13 protein-coding genes are annotated in these 18,529 nt (G+C 55.4%); 7 read left to right on the top strand and 6 right to left on the bottom strand.

Annotated elements, in window-relative coordinates; all coding sequences use genetic code 11:
• Positions 1-67 precede the first annotated feature (67 nt).
• From ACO2Q8_RS01205 to ACO2Q8_RS01220, 4 genes are all read right to left on the bottom strand, one after another.
• Complete coding sequence (locus tag ACO2Q8_RS01205) at positions 68-1,231, bottom strand: substrate-binding domain-containing protein (protein WP_423342945.1); 1,164 nt, start codon at positions 1,229-1,231, stop codon at positions 68-70.
• Between the two features lie 120 nt (positions 1,232-1,351).
• The gene (locus tag ACO2Q8_RS01210) at positions 1,352-2,602 is read right to left on the bottom strand and encodes an MFS transporter (RefSeq protein ID WP_423342946.1); all 1,251 of its coding nucleotides are present in this window, start codon (positions 2,600-2,602) and stop codon (positions 1,352-1,354) included.
• A gap of 10 nt (positions 2,603-2,612) precedes the next feature.
• Complete coding sequence (locus ACO2Q8_RS01215; RefSeq protein ID WP_423342947.1) at positions 2,613-3,176, bottom strand: hypothetical protein; 564 nt, start codon at positions 3,174-3,176, stop codon at positions 2,613-2,615.
• A gap of 8 nt (positions 3,177-3,184) precedes the next feature.
• A complete protein-coding gene (locus tag ACO2Q8_RS01220; protein ID WP_423342948.1) occupies positions 3,185-5,755 on the bottom strand; it encodes a family 20 glycosylhydrolase in 2,571 nt (856 codons plus the stop codon).
• Positions 5,756-5,843: 88 nt separating this feature from the next.
• Here ACO2Q8_RS01220 and ACO2Q8_RS01225 point away from each other — a divergent pair, with 88 nt between their 5' ends.
• From ACO2Q8_RS01225 to ACO2Q8_RS01250, 6 genes are all read left to right on the top strand, one after another.
• The gene (locus ACO2Q8_RS01225) at positions 5,844-6,983 is read left to right on the top strand and encodes an acyltransferase family protein (protein WP_423342949.1); all 1,140 of its coding nucleotides are present in this window, start codon (positions 5,844-5,846) and stop codon (positions 6,981-6,983) included.
• A gap of 108 nt (positions 6,984-7,091) precedes the next feature.
• Entirely contained in the window at positions 7,092-7,958 is an 867-nt protein-coding gene (locus ACO2Q8_RS01230) for a metallophosphoesterase family protein (RefSeq protein WP_423342950.1), read from the top strand.
• A 10-nt stretch (positions 7,959-7,968) separates the two neighbouring features.
• On the top strand, positions 7,969-9,840 hold the full coding sequence (locus ACO2Q8_RS01235; protein ID WP_423342951.1) for a hypothetical protein: 1,872 nt from the start codon (positions 7,969-7,971) through the stop codon (positions 9,838-9,840).
• A 50-nt stretch (positions 9,841-9,890) separates the two neighbouring features.
• Positions 9,891-12,314 carry a hypothetical protein gene (locus ACO2Q8_RS01240; RefSeq protein WP_423342952.1) on the top strand — a complete coding sequence of 808 codons (2,424 nt, stop codon included), beginning with the start codon at positions 9,891-9,893 and terminating at the stop codon, positions 12,312-12,314.
• A gap of 12 nt (positions 12,315-12,326) precedes the next feature.
• Positions 12,327-13,886, top strand: coding sequence for a calcineurin-like phosphoesterase C-terminal domain-containing protein (locus ACO2Q8_RS01245; RefSeq protein WP_423342953.1), 1,560 nt, complete (start codon positions 12,327-12,329; stop codon positions 13,884-13,886).
• A gap of 107 nt (positions 13,887-13,993) precedes the next feature.
• The gene (locus tag ACO2Q8_RS01250; protein WP_423342954.1) at positions 13,994-15,457 is read left to right on the top strand and encodes an APC family permease; all 1,464 of its coding nucleotides are present in this window, start codon (positions 13,994-13,996) and stop codon (positions 15,455-15,457) included.
• Positions 15,458-15,542: 85 nt separating this feature from the next.
• Here ACO2Q8_RS01250 and ACO2Q8_RS01255 read toward each other — a convergent pair whose 3' ends face one another.
• Together ACO2Q8_RS01255 and ACO2Q8_RS01260 are read right to left on the bottom strand one after the other, a co-directional pair.
• Positions 15,543-16,523, bottom strand: coding sequence for a Gfo/Idh/MocA family protein (locus ACO2Q8_RS01255; RefSeq protein WP_423342955.1), 981 nt, complete (start codon positions 16,521-16,523; stop codon positions 15,543-15,545).
• 67 nt (positions 16,524-16,590) lie between these two features.
• Positions 16,591-17,427: an HpcH/HpaI aldolase family protein gene (locus ACO2Q8_RS01260; protein ID WP_423342956.1), complete on the bottom strand. Its 837-nt coding sequence runs from the start codon at positions 17,425-17,427 to the stop codon at positions 16,591-16,593.
• Between the two features lie 393 nt (positions 17,428-17,820).
• Here ACO2Q8_RS01260 and ACO2Q8_RS01265 point away from each other — a divergent pair, with 393 nt between their 5' ends.
• On the top strand, positions 17,821-18,525 hold the full coding sequence (locus ACO2Q8_RS01265) for an orotidine 5'-phosphate decarboxylase / HUMPS family protein (protein WP_423342957.1): 705 nt from the start codon (positions 17,821-17,823) through the stop codon (positions 18,523-18,525).
• Positions 18,526-18,529 lie beyond the last annotated feature (4 nt).

An 18,529-nucleotide genomic window follows, 5' to 3' on the forward strand; every position in this document is an offset into this window, starting at 1 on the left:
TCATCAGGGTTTCTCTGATAACCTCTGATGGTCCCTGATCAACCCTGTGTAACAACCCCCTTAATCCTCACTTTCCCGCCAAATACCGGTTCCGGAATTCGATGGGCGTGCAGCCCTTCACCTGTCGAAATTGCCGGGCGATGTTTTTGCTGTCGGTCAGCCCCATGTCAAGCGCGATTTCAAACACCGACATGTCCGTTTCCAGCAGTTTCTGCGTGAATTTCTCGATTCGCAGGTTAAAAATGTATTTGTAAACCGGATACCCGGTAATGGTCAAAAACCGCTTTTCCAGCGCCCGGCGCGATAGGGGTACCTGCCGAACTACCTCCTCCACCTGCAAATTTTTGTCAATATTCTGGTGAATAAACTTCAGCGATTGGGCAATGTACTCGTCGTGGGTGGCATAAATATCCGTGGATTGCCGCGTGACGATCTGCGTCGGTTTCACGACAATATCATAAAACACACCGGAACCGGCCCGAATGAGCTGGTCGAGCAGCCGGGCCGAATCGTAGCCACCTTTTTCGGCATCGAGGGCAATGCTCGACAACGGCGGGTCCGACAGTTCGCAGATCAGTTCGTCGTTATCGACGCCCAACACGGCGACCTCCTCCGGAATGCGAATCCCGGTCTGGCGGCAGGCTTCGGTGATGTGCTGACCCTGGCGGTCGTCGCAGGCCATGATGGCGATGGGCTTCGGCAGGGATTGGAGCCACTGGCTGAGCGCACTCGGTTTGTAATACCACAACTCGCTGGATTGCGCCTTGGTGTGTTCAAACGTATGAACTTTAAAACCGGCTTTCTGGATGTGGGTTTCGAATCCTTCGGCCCGCTCCCGCGACCAGACAATGTCCCGAAAACCGTAAAAAGCAAACTGCGTGAAGCCTTTTTTCAGAAAGTAATCGGCCGCCATCGCCCCCGCTTCCTGGTAGGCACCGGTAATGTTGGGAATGTCGTCAAACCGCTCGCGGAAATCCTGCGCAATGACCGCGACCCCGGCTTTGGTGAACTCCGAAACCTCTTTGTCGTTGTAAAACTGACCGATGATGCCGTTGGCGCCCCACTCCTGCGCCCACTGCAAGATGCCCTTGATGCCGATGGTCTCGCGGTAAAACAACGGCATCCGGCAAAACACCCAAGGGCCGTGTTCGCGCGAATACTTCGTCACCCCTTTCAACAGGCTTTTGCTGTACTCCTCCGCCAAATCGATCAACAGAATGACTTTGTACATGGGCTTTTGATGGGTGGGTTGTTACACAGAGTTTATCGGGGAGTATCAGGGTTAATCAGAGAAACCCTGATAATCTCTGATTAACTCTGATAGACTCTGTGTAACAACCAGATTCCCAATTCACGCAAATAACTCCTTCAAACTCTTCACCGTGGCGTTGTTGACCAAAGGCCGGGCCCAGAAGCCGATGCTGAGAATGTAGCCGAGCGTAATCAGCAGAAACAACATCGCCAGCCGCAAACCGACCAGCTCAGCCAATCCGCCGACGATCAGCGGTACCACCGCGCCCCCGGCAATGCCGGTGCAGAGGATGCCGGAAAACGTGCCGTGGTGATGCGGAACGGAATTCAACGCCAGCGAGACGATGATCGACCACATGACCGATGCACAAAAACCGGTCATGGGAAACGCATAAAGTGCCAGCTCTTTCGTGCCGAACAAGCCCGCCAGCAAAAATACAATGGCTCCCGACGCAACCAGTACCAGCACCCGGCGGCTATCAAAAATTTTGAGCAACAACAACCCCAGCAGACACCCGACCGTTAGCAGCCCCCAGAACCACGAGATGACCGTGGCCCCGGTCGTGGTCGGATCGACGCCGTGGTAGGTTTGCAGAAACTGCGAAGTCCAGTTGGCAATGCCCTGCTCGGTGCCGACGTACGCAAAGATGCCGGCAAAAAACAGCCACACGGTTTTGTTGCCGAGCAGGTCGCCAAACGCTTTGCCGGTATCGATGCGCTCGTCGTCTTTCAATTCGACCTCCGGAAACCGGACGAAATAAATCACCACCACCATCAGCAGGGCCGTCAGGGCAAACACCCAGTACAGCGACACCCACTTCAGATCCGCCGGAACCAGTTGATCGAACAGGGCGATCAGGCCGCCGGTTTCACCGGAATGCACACTACTCACTAAGTAGCTGTATAACAATGGACTCAGAAAAGAAGCTGCTCCAAAAAACAACTGCGCCAGCACGGAATTGAACGCAAATTGCGCTTCACCCCCGGCCACCCGCAGCAGCGGATTGATCACGACCTGCAACATCGCCATGCCGAGGCCTATCAGAAACAACGACAATAGCGCCACCGAAAAACCGGGCACCAGTGCAAACAGCAAAGCCCCCGCAAAAGCCAGAAAAAAAGCCGCCAGCAAAACCGGTTTCTCGCGGTACTTCTCCACCAGAATCCCCGACGGTATCGACATCACCCCGTAAGCGACGAAAAAGGCAAACGGCAAAAACCCGGCCAGCCCGATGCTGAGCTGAAAGCTCGTAATGATGTCGGGAATGAGTGGCCCTAGGATGTTGGTCAGAAACGAAATGACGAAAAAAATCAGCAGAATTAGAATGACAATCAGGGTATTACGCTTCATAGAAAACAAGTTAACGAGGACGCCCTCCGAGCCAACGACCAATGATTAGCTTGAACCCGAAATGTCCATCCCATTTTTGAGTATCATTATCGTAGGCAAAATGCGTACGCCCAAACTGCAGTCCGAACGAAAGGCTGGTCCGTGGTCCCACCAGCAGTTGATAACCCGGCTCCAGAAACAAACTCGAATTGCTGTGCGCTTCGAGTCGATTGCGGGTAAAAGCCAGCCCAGGAGCCAGATAAAAGCCCTTCGTCGGTTCCGAGCGCGTTGGCTTACGGGTCAGGTAGATGGGCAAGGCTGCTTCCAGCCCCAAATGGCTAATCTGATTGCCAGCCTTCCGGATACCCAAATTCACGACTGAAATCAGCCGCAGATCGAATCGGTGCGTCAATGTTTTCTGGAAAACCAGTGGCAGAATGTTGACATCCAATTCTCCTTTCTCGTAAAACGGTTCTACCGTTACCGAGGGGTTCAGGCCCAGCATCGTGGCCGATTTTTCCTGCGCCCAAACCCAGCCAGTGGCTGTTATCCAGAGAAAAATGATCCCCAAAAACCTGATCTGACCTTGAAACATACTCAGGCTTATTGAAGTACCGCCGTCCGACTCGACCGTCCGGCCGCATCGAAACTCTTCAGTTTGACGTTTCCGAAAACCGCCACCGGTTTTGTGTATAAAGTCGATTGAGCGGTCGGCTCCGAACCGTCGGTCGTGTAGCGGATGCTCAGGCCCGGGTATTCGACGTTGGCTTTCAATGTACCGTTTTCGAGAATGGCTCCCGGCATCGGAATACGGTAGTTGTAGCCGCCGTTGAGCGTTGCCAATCGGGGCAATTCCCGCTGTGCCAGCGCATTGGCAAAGGCATTCCAGCCGGTTTGGATGGCTTTCTCGCGCGCATCACGGTTTTCGATGGTTTCCCACGCCCGCTCCGGCGACCAGGCACTTTCGGCAAACCCGAGCAGTTTGGGCAGCGAGTAATATTCCATCATGTCACGACCTTTGACGGTTTCGCTCCAGAGTTGCGCTTCCAGCCCGATGACGTTTTTCCGGGCCTCCGGTTTCATTTTTTCGAGTCCGGCGAAGTTCAGCGGCTGGCCCATCGAAGTCCGGTACGTCGTCTTGAACATATCGAACGGTGCAAATGTCCAGTTGGCCCGGGTGTCGACAAAACCGCCCCAGTACAAGCCCGGCTCCAGCGGATCGTTGTTGTAGGCCAGGTCGAAATAGAAGTTCGTCACGTTGCAAAGCACCACCGGATAGCCCGCATTCGCCAGCCGGTTGCCCAGGTCCAGGTCGTAAATGTTGTTCCAGATGTAGGGCACCACATTTTTGCCCACAAACGCCGGATTCGGAAGGTACTTGCCCTCCGGCGATTTCGTCAAGGCCACTTCCTCCCAGCCGTGGATGGACAGATTCCGCTTTTCGAGCCGTTTCAGCAGCTTGCCGAAAAAATACGATTGCAGGTTTTTGGGATCTTTCACCGCCGGATTTTCCTTCAGAAGCTGAGCCGCCTGGGGCGATTTCGTCCAGACGCCTTCCGGCACTTCATCGCCCCCGGCATGGAACGTATCGAGTTTCAAACCGGCTTGCTGGTAGAGTTTGGCAATCTCGTCCACCACCTTTTCGTAAAAATGGTAGGTCGACTCCCGGGCTACACTGACCACATTATCTTTATACGCCTGGGCCGACAGATACACCGACTTATCCTCCGGGTCGATCAGACGGTACTCGTTGGCTTCTTTTTCCTTGCCTTCCTTCATCAGCCGCTCGTACCGGGCCTCCATCGACTTGATGGCCGCCCGCGCGTGGCCCGGAAAGTTCAGTTCCGGAATGACCTTGATGTGCCGGGCGTTGGCGTATTTCAGGATTTCGATAAAATCCGCTTTCGTGTAAAAACCGCTGCCGTGTTTGGTTTCGTCCTTCGCTTTCGGTCCCGAACCGTAGGCCGGATGCAGCACCGGGGCCGCCATGCCGCCCGCCGTGTGTTCGCGTTGCGCACCCACCTGCGTCAATTCCGGCAAGCCGTCGATTTCGATCCGCCAGCCTTCGTCTTCGGTCGTATACAACAGGAAGTGGTTGACCTTGTAAAACGCCAGCAGGTCGAGCATCCGCAGGACACTTTCCTTCGTCTGGAAATTCCGGCTCACATCGAGGTGCATGCTCCGGAAGTGGAAACGGGGCGCATCTTCCACCTGCACGTAATTCAGCGCCACCGAAGCCGTGGGGTTCAGGTACGTCTGGGGCGGAATCAGCGCCAGCAGGCTCTGCGTCCCGTAAAATACCCCGGCGGCATCGCTCCCGGTGATGGTCACGCCGTTGGCATCGATTTGCAGGGTATACGCTTCTTTGGCAATCCCGTTCACCGCAACCGGGCCGGTTTTCAGCACAATGCCTTTGTCGTTGGCCGTCGCGGTTTTCACGTTGAAACTCGTCCCGGTCAGGGTTTTCAGTTTCTCGCTCAACAGGTTGGCCTCATTTTCTAACCCATTGCCGTAAAAGATCGTTTGTTTATTGTCCAGCGTAAACGTACCCGGCGAGGTCGTCAGCTTGACCGGCGACGGAATGATCAGCGGGAGCTGATTTGCCGGTAACAGGCTCAGGGCCAGGTTATCCTGATATCGTTTGGCCGCCGTTTGCAGCGGTAGCTGGTCGGCCTTTCCGCGCAATTGCTGCTCTTTCCGGACAAAGGGTAAAACCCGGTAATTGGCTACTTCTACGACGTTTTCTTCCTTGCCATCCTTGTCGTAAAAAACAAAGTACAGACCCATCGGCGCATCCGTATTCTTAATCACGCCTTCGGTGCCCCAGTAGCGGATTTCGGTTGCTGCATGCGGTTTTAGTGAAAAACCGGCGTTGGGCGTCAGCTTGTACCAATCGCCGTTGATGTGTTGCACCGTGCCGGGTTGCGGGGTTTTAGCGGCCAAAATGGGGCGGGGCGACATATTGAAAAATAGTGCCCAGTTTTTGTCGTCGAGGGCCAGGTCGCCGTTGTTGACGAGGTTAAACCGGGCCTCAAACCCGTTCTCTGTATCGGTAAAATTGCTCACCAGTTCCCAGGTGACCGTGATTTCTTTGGCTTCGTTTTCGGAGGGCTTACACCCATTAACCAGGAGCAAAACGGCCATTAAAACCGTGAGGCAAAAAAAGTTACGCATGAAAGGGTTCGTTAAGTAGCCTTAATATTACGGATTCCAGTAGTAAAAATACCACTGGCGTTCCAAGACTTTTTCAACTTCCGGACCGATGCTCCCCCAAACGAACCCGCTTCCCCCTCCCATCGATGCGCCGGAGCCCGCGCCCACCCGGTTGATCTCGCTCGACGCCCTGCGCGGTTTTACCATTGCGGCCATGCTGCTGGTCAATTTCCCCGGCGACGGCGACCATGTTTACCACCCGTTGCAACACACGAAGTGGAATGGCCTGTCGTTCACGGACTTGATTGCCCCCTTTTTTCTGTTCATCATCGGGGTTTCCATCGTCTTTGCGTATTCGAAACGGCTGGAAAGCGGAGCGCCCAAAGGCGACTTGTACCGAAAAATCGTCTGGCGGTCCGTCAAAATCTTCGTCGTCGGGATGGTGCTAAATCTCCTGCCCACCTTCGATTTTGCCAACATTCGCTGGACGGGTACGCTGCACCGTATCGCCTTCGTATTTCTGATCTGCTCCGTTATCTACCTGAATACCAATTGGAAGCAGCAAGCCTGGATCGGGGCGCTGACACTGGTGGTGTACTGGCTGGCGCTCACCCAGATTCCCACGCCTGGCGTCGGCAAGGTGATGCTCGAGCCGGGCGTCAACCTGGTGGCCTGGTTCGACAGCCTGTATTTGCCGGGGCGCATGTGGCAGGGCACCTGGGACCCCGAAAGCATCCTGAGCACTTTCCCGTCGGCGGTTTCGGGTGTCACCGGGATGCTAGCCGGGCGGCTGATGATCAGCAACCGGACCCGGCTGGAAAAAGTGGCCTACCTGATGACGATTGGACTGTTTACGGCCGTAGCCGGGTATCTCTGGAACCTGACGTTTCCCAGCAATGAAAACCTCTGGACGAGTTCGTTTGTGCTGATTACGTCCGGATTTGCAGCCCTGCTCTTCGGCGCGGTTTATTTTCTGGTCGATATTCTGGGAAAAACCGGAGGCATCCAGCCGGGCATCATCTTCGGAGCCAATGCCATTGCGGTCTACGTCCTGGGCGATTTGCTCTCCATTGTCTTTTATTACCTGAAATTCGGCGAACATTCGCTGAATGAACACGGCGTGAATGTCATCACCAGCCTGGGTTTCGACTCCCGGTTTGCCAGCATGATGTATGCGCTGTTTTTCGTCGGCATTAATTTTATTCCGGCTTATTTTCTGTATCGCAAAAAGATATTTATCAAGCTCTGACTGCCTACTCTTAATTTCATGAAATGTATAGCAATTGGGATTTTTCTTTGTCTGTTAAACAGCTACTGTTTTGCACAGAAAAGAGACGTTAAACGAGTTAAGATTGGAATGTTTACGGACGCTCACATCCCGACCATGCACGACGGTAACGCCCGGCTGACGGCATTTATGAACAGCATGAAAACCGCCAAACCGGACTTTATCATTGAACTCGGCGATTTTCTGACTCCCTCCGAAAAATACGCGTCGGCCTACGCCATCTGGAAAGCCTATCCCGGCCCGAAATACCACGTCATCGGCAACCACGAGATGGACGGCGGTACCTCGCTCCAACAGGCCCTAGCCTACCGAAATATGCCCTCTTCATATTATTCCTTCGACCGGAACGGTTTTCGGTTCATTGTGCTCGATGGCAATGACAAAAAATCGCCGGAACTGAAAGGTTATCAGGAACACATCGGGGAGCCGCAACTCACCTGGCTGAAGGCCGAACTGGAAAAGGCCCGAACGCCCATCGTGATCTTCTCGCACCAGGGCTTAGGCCCCGATGGAGTCGACAATTCGGGCGAAATCCGGGCGGTGCTGGAAGCACATAACGCCAGGTCGAAAACCGCTAAAATTATCGCCAACTTTTACGGCCATATTCACTACGACCGGGCCGAAGAGGTCAACGGCATTTGGTATGTCTGCATCAATTCGATGTCGTATAAATGGCTGGGTGAGGAATACGGACACGTTCGATACAGCGATGAAGTTGATAAAAATTACAAGTGGATTAAATACACCGCGCCGTACAAAGACCCGCTCTATACCGTGGTCGAAATCACGACGGATGGCCTGATTAAAATTGCCGGGAAGAAATCCGAATGGGTGGGTCCATCGCCCTGGGACATCGGCTTTCCCACAAAAAATAAAGAGTACGACCGGCCCGAAATCCGGGAGCGCGTGCTGCGCTTTCAGCCCTTGAGTCAGTAAAATGCCCTATATGTTCCGAAACCCTTCCCTTTTCCTCTGCCTGTTTTGGGCCGCCAGCTTCCGGGTGGTGGCTCAAACCGGCAGTCCAGCCGAACCCGTGCGCTACGTGGGGGGCGAAACCGTCGACCCGAACGTACACGAGGGACGGTTGCGCTACGCCGTTGGCGTAGAAAACCGCCAGACCGTCCGCGTCAACCGCAGCCACCCCGAGCTGGCCGACGGCCACGGCTGGACCTACAACCACGCGTCGAACCTTTGTTTCTGGAACAACACCTTTTACCAACAGTACCTGAGCAACCCGGCCGATGAGCACATCGCGCCCGGCCAAACGCTCGTGACGACCTCGAAGAACGGTCGGCAATGGACAAAACCGGTGGTGGTTTTTCCGCCGTATGTGCCTCCGAAGGGCGTTCAATTGCCCGACAGTGCGAGCGGTTACATGATGCACCAGCGGATGGGCTTTTACGTCGCCCCCAACGGCCGGTTGCTGATCCTGGCGTTTTACGGCCACGCCGAAGAACCGTTTAAGGAAGGCGGCATTGGGCGGGTGGTACGCGAAGCCTACAAAGACGGAACATACGGCCCGATTTACTTCATTCGCTACACCAGCCACAAAACCGTCAACGGCGTTCAGTGGAACGAGTCGAACACAAGCTATCCCTTCTACAAACGCTCGACCGATGCCGGGTTTGTGGCGGCCTGTGACGCCTTGTTAACCGACAAACTCATGACCTTGCAGTGGTGGGACGAAGACCGGGGGCTCGACGGTTTTTATTCCTTTCAACCCGGCCGCGAAGCCCTGTCATTTTACCACCGGAAAGACGGCAACGTGGTTGGCTTGTGGAAACGCTCGCACAGCGCCCTGTCGTTCGACGGCGGCAAAACCTTCTCAAAACCGGTCAAAGTGCCGACTTTCCTGATGGCAGGGGGCAAACAGTGGGGCCAGCGCACCGACGACGGCCGGTACGCGATTGCCTACAACCCCATCGAACTCGACGAGTACCGCTACCCGCTGGTGGTCGTGACCGGCGACGATGGCATTCTCTTCGACCATATGCTGCTGGTCCAGGGCGAGGTGCCTCCCCGGCGGTTTTTCGGACGCTGGAAAGACTTTGGTCCCTGCTATGTTCGGGGCATTGAGGAAGGTAACGGCAACCCGCCCGGCAACGACCTCTGGCTTACTTACAGCATGAACAAGGAAGACATCTGGGTCAGCCGGATTCCGACGCCGGTGCGGTACGCCGTCAAAGGCCCGGTTGCCGACGATTTCAACAGCCTGTCGCTGAACGGGGCCGTTCCCGACTGGAATATCTATGCACCCCAGTGGGCACCGGTTGCGGTGGTCAAAGCGCCGGGCGGAACCGGCAACTGCCTCAAATTGTCAGACAAAGACCCGTACGACTACGCCCGGGCGATTCGGGTTTTTGAAGAAACCGGCAAGGCGCAAATTCGGCTCAAAGTCCGGCCGGAGCAAAACCACACCGGCACGCTGGAAATCGACCTCACGGACCAGTATGGAAACCGCCCGGTCCGGCTGCGGTTTGACGAAAAAGGCCTGATCGTGGCAACAATCGGCAGTCAGGAAAAAGCGGTGCAACCCTACCGCGCCGGACAATGGTACGAGCTAACGTTCAGCGTCGACGCCAGCCTGTACGGTCATTACGACCTCACGATTGATGGAAAGAAGGTCGTGGAAAAAGCCGCCCTGGCCGAAGCCGTCAAATCGGTAGAGCGGTTGTCGATCCGGACCGGCCCCTACCGCGATTTGCCCAACCGAAAAACCCCGAACGAAGAACCGGGGCCTCCGCTGCCCGGTGCCGATGAGCCCGTTCCGACGGCCATTTTTTACGTTGATGAGGTCCGGATTCAATCCGTCAAATAAAGCCACGGCGAAAACCGGGGCCAGCCCCTAACCCTGATTTCCACAACACCATGCGAGTAGTAAGCCGTCTTCTTTGCTACGCTCTCCTGTTTGGTAAACTTGAGCTACTTCTTGCTGCCCCCATCGACCTGAGCCGAGCGCAGATTTTCAATACCGTCAAAGACCCAAAAGTGCTAAACCGTAGTCTGGAAATTCTGCAAGAAGAAGTGCAGAAGCGAACCCGGATTCGGTTACCCCTGGCGAAGAAATGGCCGACCGCCGGGCAACCCGTGATTGGGTTAGCGCTGGAGACAACCCTCTCTGCTTTCCCGGAAACCGCCCGCATAGCACTGAACGCCCTATCCGCCATTCAGGCCGAAGGCTTCAAGCTCTTGGTTCAGGAAGAAACCAACACGGTTTTAATCGTGGGAAAAGACGCCCGGGGCTTGCTGTACGGTGTCGGGCAATTCCTGCGGAAAGCCGAGATGAGCCCCGGCCAGCTTCGGATAGCCCGAAACGCGACACTGGCGACCAGCCCCCGGTATCCGATTCGCGGGCATCAGTTGGGGTATCGTCCCAAAACCAATGCGTACGACGCCTTTTCCGTCACGCAGTTCGACCAGTACATCCGGGAACTGGCCCTGTTTGGAGCCAACAGCATCGAAATCATGCCCCCGCGCACGGACGACGACTTCACGAGTCGGCACATGAAGCTGCCGGCCATTCAGATGATCCGGGAGCAGTCGCGGATATGCCGGGAATACGAGCTGGATGTCTGGATGTGGTACCCGAATATGGGCCAGAATTACGTCCACCCCGATTCGATTCAGCAAGAACTGAAGGAGCGGCACGCGGTATTTGCCGCCGTGCCGAAGCTGGATGCGGTGTTTGTGCCCGGTGGCGATCCCGGCGAACTGGAGCCTGATGTCCTTTTTGCCTGGCTCGAAAAAGAAGCGCAGGTGTTGCAGAAATACCACCCGAACGCCAAAATCTGGGTTTCTCCGCAGGTATTCCGGCCGACGCAAGCCTGGTTCGATGCGTTTTTCCGGCACGTCAACAGCGGCTATCCGTGGTTTGGCGGGGTGGTGTTCGGGCCGTGGGTGAAGTTGCCGGTGCAAGAAATCCGGAAGCTGCTCAAACCGTCGATTCCAATCCGGCATTATCCCGACATTACGCACAATTATAGCTCGCAATATCCGGTGCCGCATTGGGACCTGGCCTGGTCGATGACCTGCGGCCGCGAAAGCATCAACCCCCGACCGCACGACGAGAAAATCATTCACAACGCGCTTGATGAGTTCGGCGCGGGCAGCATCAGCTATTCGGAAGGCACCAACGATGACGTGAATAAGTTTGTCTGGAGCGATCAGGATTGGGACCCCAACCGGCCCGTCATCGAAACCCTGCGCGACTACGCCCGGCTGTTCATCGGCCCGGATTTTACGGAACCGTTCGTCCGCGCAGTGTTGTCTTTGGAGGAAAACTGGCGCGGCCCTTTGCTGACTAATCCGGCCATTCCACAAACCCTCCGGCAGTGGCAAACGCTGGAACAACAGGTTCCGCAGGCGGTTTTGCAGAATCCCCGGTTTCAGATGAGCCTGATTCGGGCGTATTTCGATGCCTACACCCAACGGCGGTTATTGTTTGAAACCGAACTCGAACAACAGGCCCGCGACATACTGGCAACGGCCGAAAAAACCGGGTCGCTGCCGGCCATTCAGCAAGCCAAAGCCACACTCGAAAAAGCCTGGAAAGAACCGGTCCGGCCCGACTACCGGGCGAAATGTTTCGCGCTGGCCGATTCACTGTTCAAAAGCATCGGCGCGCAGTTGACCATTGAGAAACACGGCGCGATGGGCGGCCGGGGCAATTTTATCGACAACATCGACATTCCGCTCAACGACTCGCCCTGGCTGTTCGACCAGTTGGCCAAGATTGAAAGAGAGTCGGACGAGAACGAGCGGCTTTTGAAAATCCGGGCGATGCTGCACCGCACCGATCCCGGCCCTGGCGGTTTTTACGATCATTTCGGCGCGCCGGAAAGCTGGCACCGGGTGATTCCGGGCGAACCCTGGGCGAACGACCCCGGTAGTTTGCGCGGCCCCCGGATCGGCTTCGGCGTCGGGCTGGTGGGCGTCGAATGGGTCGACGAAATCAAGGCGACCGGTTTTAAAGGCCAGATTACCCCGCGCGTCTGGATGAAACAGGCTAAAACGCTGTATGACCAGCCGCTGAAAATTGCCTACGACGAACTCGACCCGACGGCCACCTACCGGATGCGGATTGCCTACACGGGCCGGTTTCGCTCGCGCATGAAACTAACCACCGACGACGGGACGGTTATCCATGACTTTATCCAAACCGGCGAACAGCCTATTTATGAATTCGATGTTCCAAAAACGGTTTCCGCCGACGGCAAAGTGACCTTCATCTGGACCTGCGGAGAGGGTGAGCGCGGGTCGCAAGTGACGGAAATCTGGCTGTTTCGGAACTAGTAACCACCGCTTATGAAAACGGCACGACTTCTTTTTCTCTTTTTCTGGGCGCTTGCCCCGATGGCCCAGGCTCAAACGACGGCCACCGGCATGGTTTTTAATGACATCAACAAAAACCGTCGAAAAGACCCCGGCGAGCCGGGTTTGCCCAACGTCTGCGTCTCGAACGGCCGGGTAGTGACGAACACGGACAAAACCGGTCGCTGGACCTTGCCGGTCGGTGACGATACCGGTTTTTTCGTGATCAAACCGGCGGGGTACGCTGTGCCGACCAACGCCGATCAGCTTCCGCAGCATTATTACCTGCACAAACCCAACGGCTCGCCAACGACCCAAACCGAGGGCGTTGCGCCGACGGGTCCGCTTCCGAAATCGATCGACTTTCCGCTCTGGAAGCAATCGGAAGATAACCAGTTTTCGATGCTGCTGTTTGGCGATCCGCAGGCCCGGGGGCTGACCGAAGTGAATTACGTGCTGCACGATGTGGTGGAAGAATGCATTGGCACGAAGGCAAAATTTGGCCTAACGCTGGGCGATATCGTAGCCGACGACCCAAACCTGTTCGCCGAAGTCAACGCCGGAATTGCGCAGATCGGTATTCCCTGGTACAACACCTTCGGGAACCACGATTTCAACCGGGGCGCTGTTGACGACCGGTTCAGTGACGAAACCTTCGAGCGGTTTTACGGCCCCAGCACCTACGCGTTCGAGCACGGGCAGGTAGCGTTTATCGTCCTGAAAAACATCTATTTCACGCCCGAAGGCAAATACAAAGCCCATTTGGTGGACGCTCAACTGGATTTTGTCCGAAACTACCTGAACCACGTCCCCGACGACAAATTGATCGTTCTGGTCATGCACGCGCCCATCGTCCTCTGTGACAACCGGAAGGCGTTGTTTGAGATCATTGAAAAACGGTCGAACGTCTTCTCGGTTTCGGGGCACACGCATACGATGGCTCATTTGTTTGTCGACCAGCAATGGGGCTGGAACGGCCGTAAACCGCACCACCATTTCATCAATGCCACGGTGTGCGGCAGTTGGTGGGTCGGGCTCAAAGACGAGGTTGGCATTCCGCACGCAACCATGAACGACGGTGCGCCGAACGGTTATTCCATCCTGACGTTTGACGAAAACCGGTATTCGATTCAGTTTAAAGCCGCCCGACGACCGGCTGATTACCAAATGAATATCTACCTCCCGGACGAACAACCGCAAACCGCCTGGGACACCACGCACGTTCTGATCAACGTGTTTGCCGGATCGGCCCGCTCGACAGTCGAAATGCAACTCGACGGGCGGGGTAACTGGTTACCGCTCGAACTCCGTCCGGCCCCAGACCCCGCGGTGGCAGCCATGCACCGACTGGGTCCGTACCTTGATGCAGCCGTCGACGGCCAGAAGCTCGACAAGGTACTCGGCTGGAAAATGGACGAACCCGAAATTTCGCGGCACATCTGGCGAGGCACGTTGCCTAAAAAGATGCCTCCGGGTACGCACCGCCTGACGGTTCGAACAACCGATCAGTTCGGCCAGACCTACACGGCCCACCGGCTTTTTCGGGTGCGCTGAAAAAGGTAAAAAGTAAGAATTATCAAGTTTTTCGGTATTTTCGGGAAATCAACTGCCGGATGTACCAAACGCTCCGGCCTTCATCGCTCACCTTAACCAAATCTGGCATGGCTCCTGGCCCCAACAAGCATGCGGCAGCATACAACCCCGAATTACCCGAACCGGCCGAATCGGCTGGCATGAAACGAGAAGTTAAACTAGTGGATGCGACCCTGTTGGTAGTCGGCAGTATGATCGGCTCCGGCATTTTTATTGTCAGCGCCGACATCATCCGGAATGTGGGGTCGTCGGGTTGGCTGCTGATGGTCTGGCTCATCACCGGCCTGATGACACTGACAGCGGCCCTCAGCTACGGCGAGTTGAGCGGGATGTATCCGAAAGCGGGCGGGCAATATGTGTATCTGAAAGAAGCGTACAACCCGCTCATTGGTTTTCTGTACGGCTGGAGCTTTTTCGCCGTTATCCAGACTGGCACTATCGCGGCCGTGGGCGTGGCCTTTGCCAAGTTTACGGCTTACTTCATTCCGCAGGTCAGCGAAGATCTGGTGCTATTCAGCATCGGTTCGTTCAAATTGTCGCCCGCCCAGCTCCTGTCCATCGTGCTGATTGTCATTCTGACCTACATCAATACCAAGGGCGTCAAAGGTGGGAAGGTGCTGCAAACCGTCATCACGACGGCCAAACTGCTCAGCCTGTTCGGGCTGATTGTCTGCGGGCTACTGCTGATGAAACCGGAGGTCTGGGAAGCCAACTGGACCAACGCCTGGGACCTGCAAAAGCTGATGCCCGACGGCTCGTTCGAATCCTACACGCTGGTGGCCGGTTTGGGGGCTATTGCCGCGTCGATGGTCGGCTCGATTTTCTCCAGCGACTCCTGGAACAACGTCACGTTCATTGCGGGTGAGATTGTCAACCCCAAACGGAATATCGGCCTCAGCCTGTTTCTCGGGACGCTTATCGTTACCATTATCTACGTCATGGCTAACGTGATGTACCTCTCCGTGCTGCCCATCAACGAGATTGCTACGGCTGAAAAAGACCGGGTGGCCGTGGCAACGGCGCAGGCGATTTTTGGTCCGGTCGGGACGGCCCTAATTGCGTTCATGATCATGGTGTCGACCTTTGGCTGCAACAACGGCCTGATTCTGGCCGGAGCGCGGGTATATTACACGATGGCGAAAGACGGGCTGTTTTTCAAACAAACGGCCGAACTGAACCGTCATGCCGTGCCGGGTTTTGCGCTCTGGATACAGTGCGCGATGGCGTCGGTGCTGTGCCTCAGTGGTCGGTACGGCGATTTGCTGGACATGATCTCGTTTGTGGTGGTGATTTTCTACGTGCTGACGATTGCCGGTATTTTCATCCTCCGCGCCAAACGGCCGGACCTGGAGCGGCCCTACAAAGCGTTTGGCTACCCGTTCTTACCGGCGCTGTACATCCTGATGGGCCTCAGTTTCTGCGGGTTACTGATTGTTTACAAACCGAACTTCACCTGGCCGGGGCTGATCATCGTGCTCATCGGCCTGCCGCTTTATTATTTATCGAAAGGCCGGAAGACGGCGGTGGAATGAGGGATTGCGTTGTTACACAGGGTTTATCAGGGTTATCAGAGTTTTCCCTGCTTATCTCTGATAAACCCTGTGTAACAACTGACACTCACTTCCCCGTAATCCAGTCCATGATCAAACTGGCCCGCGCACCGGTTTCGCCCGTACTGGGGCACGTGCCTTCCCCCCGCAAGGCTTTCACGATGGTTTCAATCAGCGGCTGCTGCACGTGCTGCGGATAGGGAATGGTGTAGACTTCCGTACCGGAATCCGTTTCCACCTTGATGTCGAATTTTTCGAAGAAGGAAAACGTAATTTTACCCGCCGAGCCAATCAGATACGCTTCGTCGATGCGCTGCTCTTTGTTGACCGTGTAGCACCAGCTTCCCAGGCCCAGCACGCCGGATTCAAATTCGAAATTGGCCACCACAATATCGTCGGCTTCGTACAAACCAGCCTGGTTACGGGAAAAACCCCGGGCGGTTTTGATGGGTCCGAGCGCGTATTCCAGAAAGTCGAACTGGTGCGATGCCAGGTCGTGAAAGTGCCCTCCACCGGAGATTTCCGGAAACACCCGCCAGCGCGGCCTGGCTCCTTCACCGACTTCCTCGGCATAGGGTTGGTAATGCAAATGAATATCCACAAACCGGATGTCGCCAATGATTTTCCGATCGATTAACTCTTTCACTCTCAGGAAGTAATCCAGCGAACGGCGGTAGTAAGCCACAAACAGCGGAACGCCGGTTTCGCGGCTCACCTGATTCATGGCGTCGCATTCGGCGGCATTCCGGGCCATCGGTTTTTCGACATACACCGGTTTTCCAGCCCGCAGGGCCTGAATTGCGTAGTCGGTATGCGAACCGGGTGGGGTGGCAATATAAACCGCATTGACCTCCGGGTCGTGGATGAGTGCCTCGGCATCGTCATACCATTTGGGAACACCGTGCCGAAACGCGTAATCGGCGGCAAGTTCACCGTCCCGGCGCATCACGGCGACCAACGTCGAATTCGGCACCTTGTTGAAAGCCGGGCCACTTTTGACTTCGGTCACATTCCCGCAACCGATAATTCCCCATCGAATCTGATCCATATGCGCAAGTTAAGGGTGAAAACCGGATGCACCCGATGGTGCCGGGCCTTTTTTCCAACCGGGCCTTCTAAATGACCAGCTTTGGAGAGTTGTCGGACTCGTCGTCATCCCCGACAGCTTTTTTGATGCTACCGATGTCATCCCGCAACCGCTGCCCGAACAGGGCGACATCAAAGCTGTGGACAACGATATTGACGCCTTCCTTCATCCAGTAAACCTGTCGATCCGGCGACTGCGAAAAATGGATGCCGACCGACAGGCCTTTCCGGCGGGTGGTATGAATGATCGTGCGAACGGCGGCTTCAAACTCCGGGTGGTCGTATTGTTCCGGAATTCCCAAACTGACCGACAAATCGTGTGGACCGATAAAAACCGCATCCAGTCCGGGTACCGACAGCATCGTGTCGAGACGCTCCAGGGCCGGAACGCTTTCAATGTTGGCAATACAAATGTTGCCCGCGTTGTATACTTCGAGGTAGTGTTTCAGATCCGGCGGGATCTCCTCTTTCCCGCTCAGATACCGGTTGAGTCGTTCACCTTTCAGCGGCCGGTATTTGGTGGCACCCACGAGGTCGATAATTTGCTCGACGGATTCCAGGTATGGCGCGATGACACCCACGGCCCCGCCATCGATCACCTGACAGGCCAGAAAAGGGTCCGGTTTCGGAATTCGAACAATGGGTGTAATGGAGTAAGCCCGAAAAATCTGGCACATGCGGGCCAGCTCGGTGCGGTCGAGGGGGATGTGTTCGGTATCCAGAAAAACGAAATCCAGTCCTGCCCGCTGAAGCCCAATCGGCCACATAGGAACCGTCGAGGTCACACAGGTCCCGTAGACGTTTTGCCCGTTTCTGAGTTTCCGAAGTAAGGAGGTATCTTGAATAAGTACTTTCTTTTTCAACATGGTGCTATTCTGCCCTACACATTGCATAAGTCATACCATACATATACTAACCAATCCCGAATTCAGACTATTCCGAAAAGAATTGTTTATAGTCATAGCCTGAACACCGATGAAACCAGTACCTATGTGTATTGATTGGTCAGGTAACTTCTTTTTCGCTGTCAGTGGAAAGTGTTGCGATCAGTACAGACAAGATTTTATTGGGCATTAATTACCTGTCCAAAGAAAAGGCGGCAAATTGCCTGTTAAAAACAGCTTTCGAATTTTTTTTCGGCAAGGTGGGGTTAAATTCCGCCGATCTGATCATTATAGAATTAAACCGGTAATTTTCTGCATCAAACTACCTCATTACGAATTTTAGACATCCATTTATCAAATTCAATCCATCACGGAATGAAACCCATTGTTCAAATTTCCCTTGACCTCACCAACATTGATGAAGCCCTCGAAACGGCTGCTTTGGCCCTGCGCGCGGGCGTCGACTGGCTCGAAGCCGGTACTCCGCTGATCCTGGCGGAAGGGCTGCACGGCGTCCGAAAACTACGTGAAGCCTTTCCGAACATTCCGATTGTGGCCGACCTGAAAACGATGGACGGCGGATATCTTGAAGCCGAAATGATGGCCAAAGCGGGAGCAACCCACGTCGTAGTGATGGCGCGGGCCCATGCCGAAACCATCAAGGTGGTGGTGCAGGCCGGACACGATTACGGCGTGAAGGTCATGGGCGACAACCTGGGTTGCCCCGACATGGTCGAAGGGGCCAAATGGCTGGAAGACCTCGGCTGCGATTACGTCATTCATCACATCGGCTACGACGAACGCCGGGGCATTGCCGCCCAGGGACTTCGGATGCCCAGCCCGCTCGACCAACTGCGCGAGGTGGTGCAGGCGGTTCGGGTGCCGGTGCAGGCCGTGGGTGGTCTGACGCTCGAACAGGCCATCCGTTGCCCCGAATACGGCGCTCCGCTGGTGGTGTTAGGCGCTCCGTTGACCATCGACGCCGACGCCTTCAAAACCGCCGACGGCGATCTGGAAAGTTCGCTGCGATTAATCTGTGAAAAAATCCATGCCTACGGCGATGTGGCCGTAGGTGGCTGATTAT

The organism is Larkinella sp. VNQ87, assembly GCF_049445795.1.
Lineage (GTDB): Bacteria > Bacteroidota > Bacteroidia > Cytophagales > Spirosomataceae > Larkinella.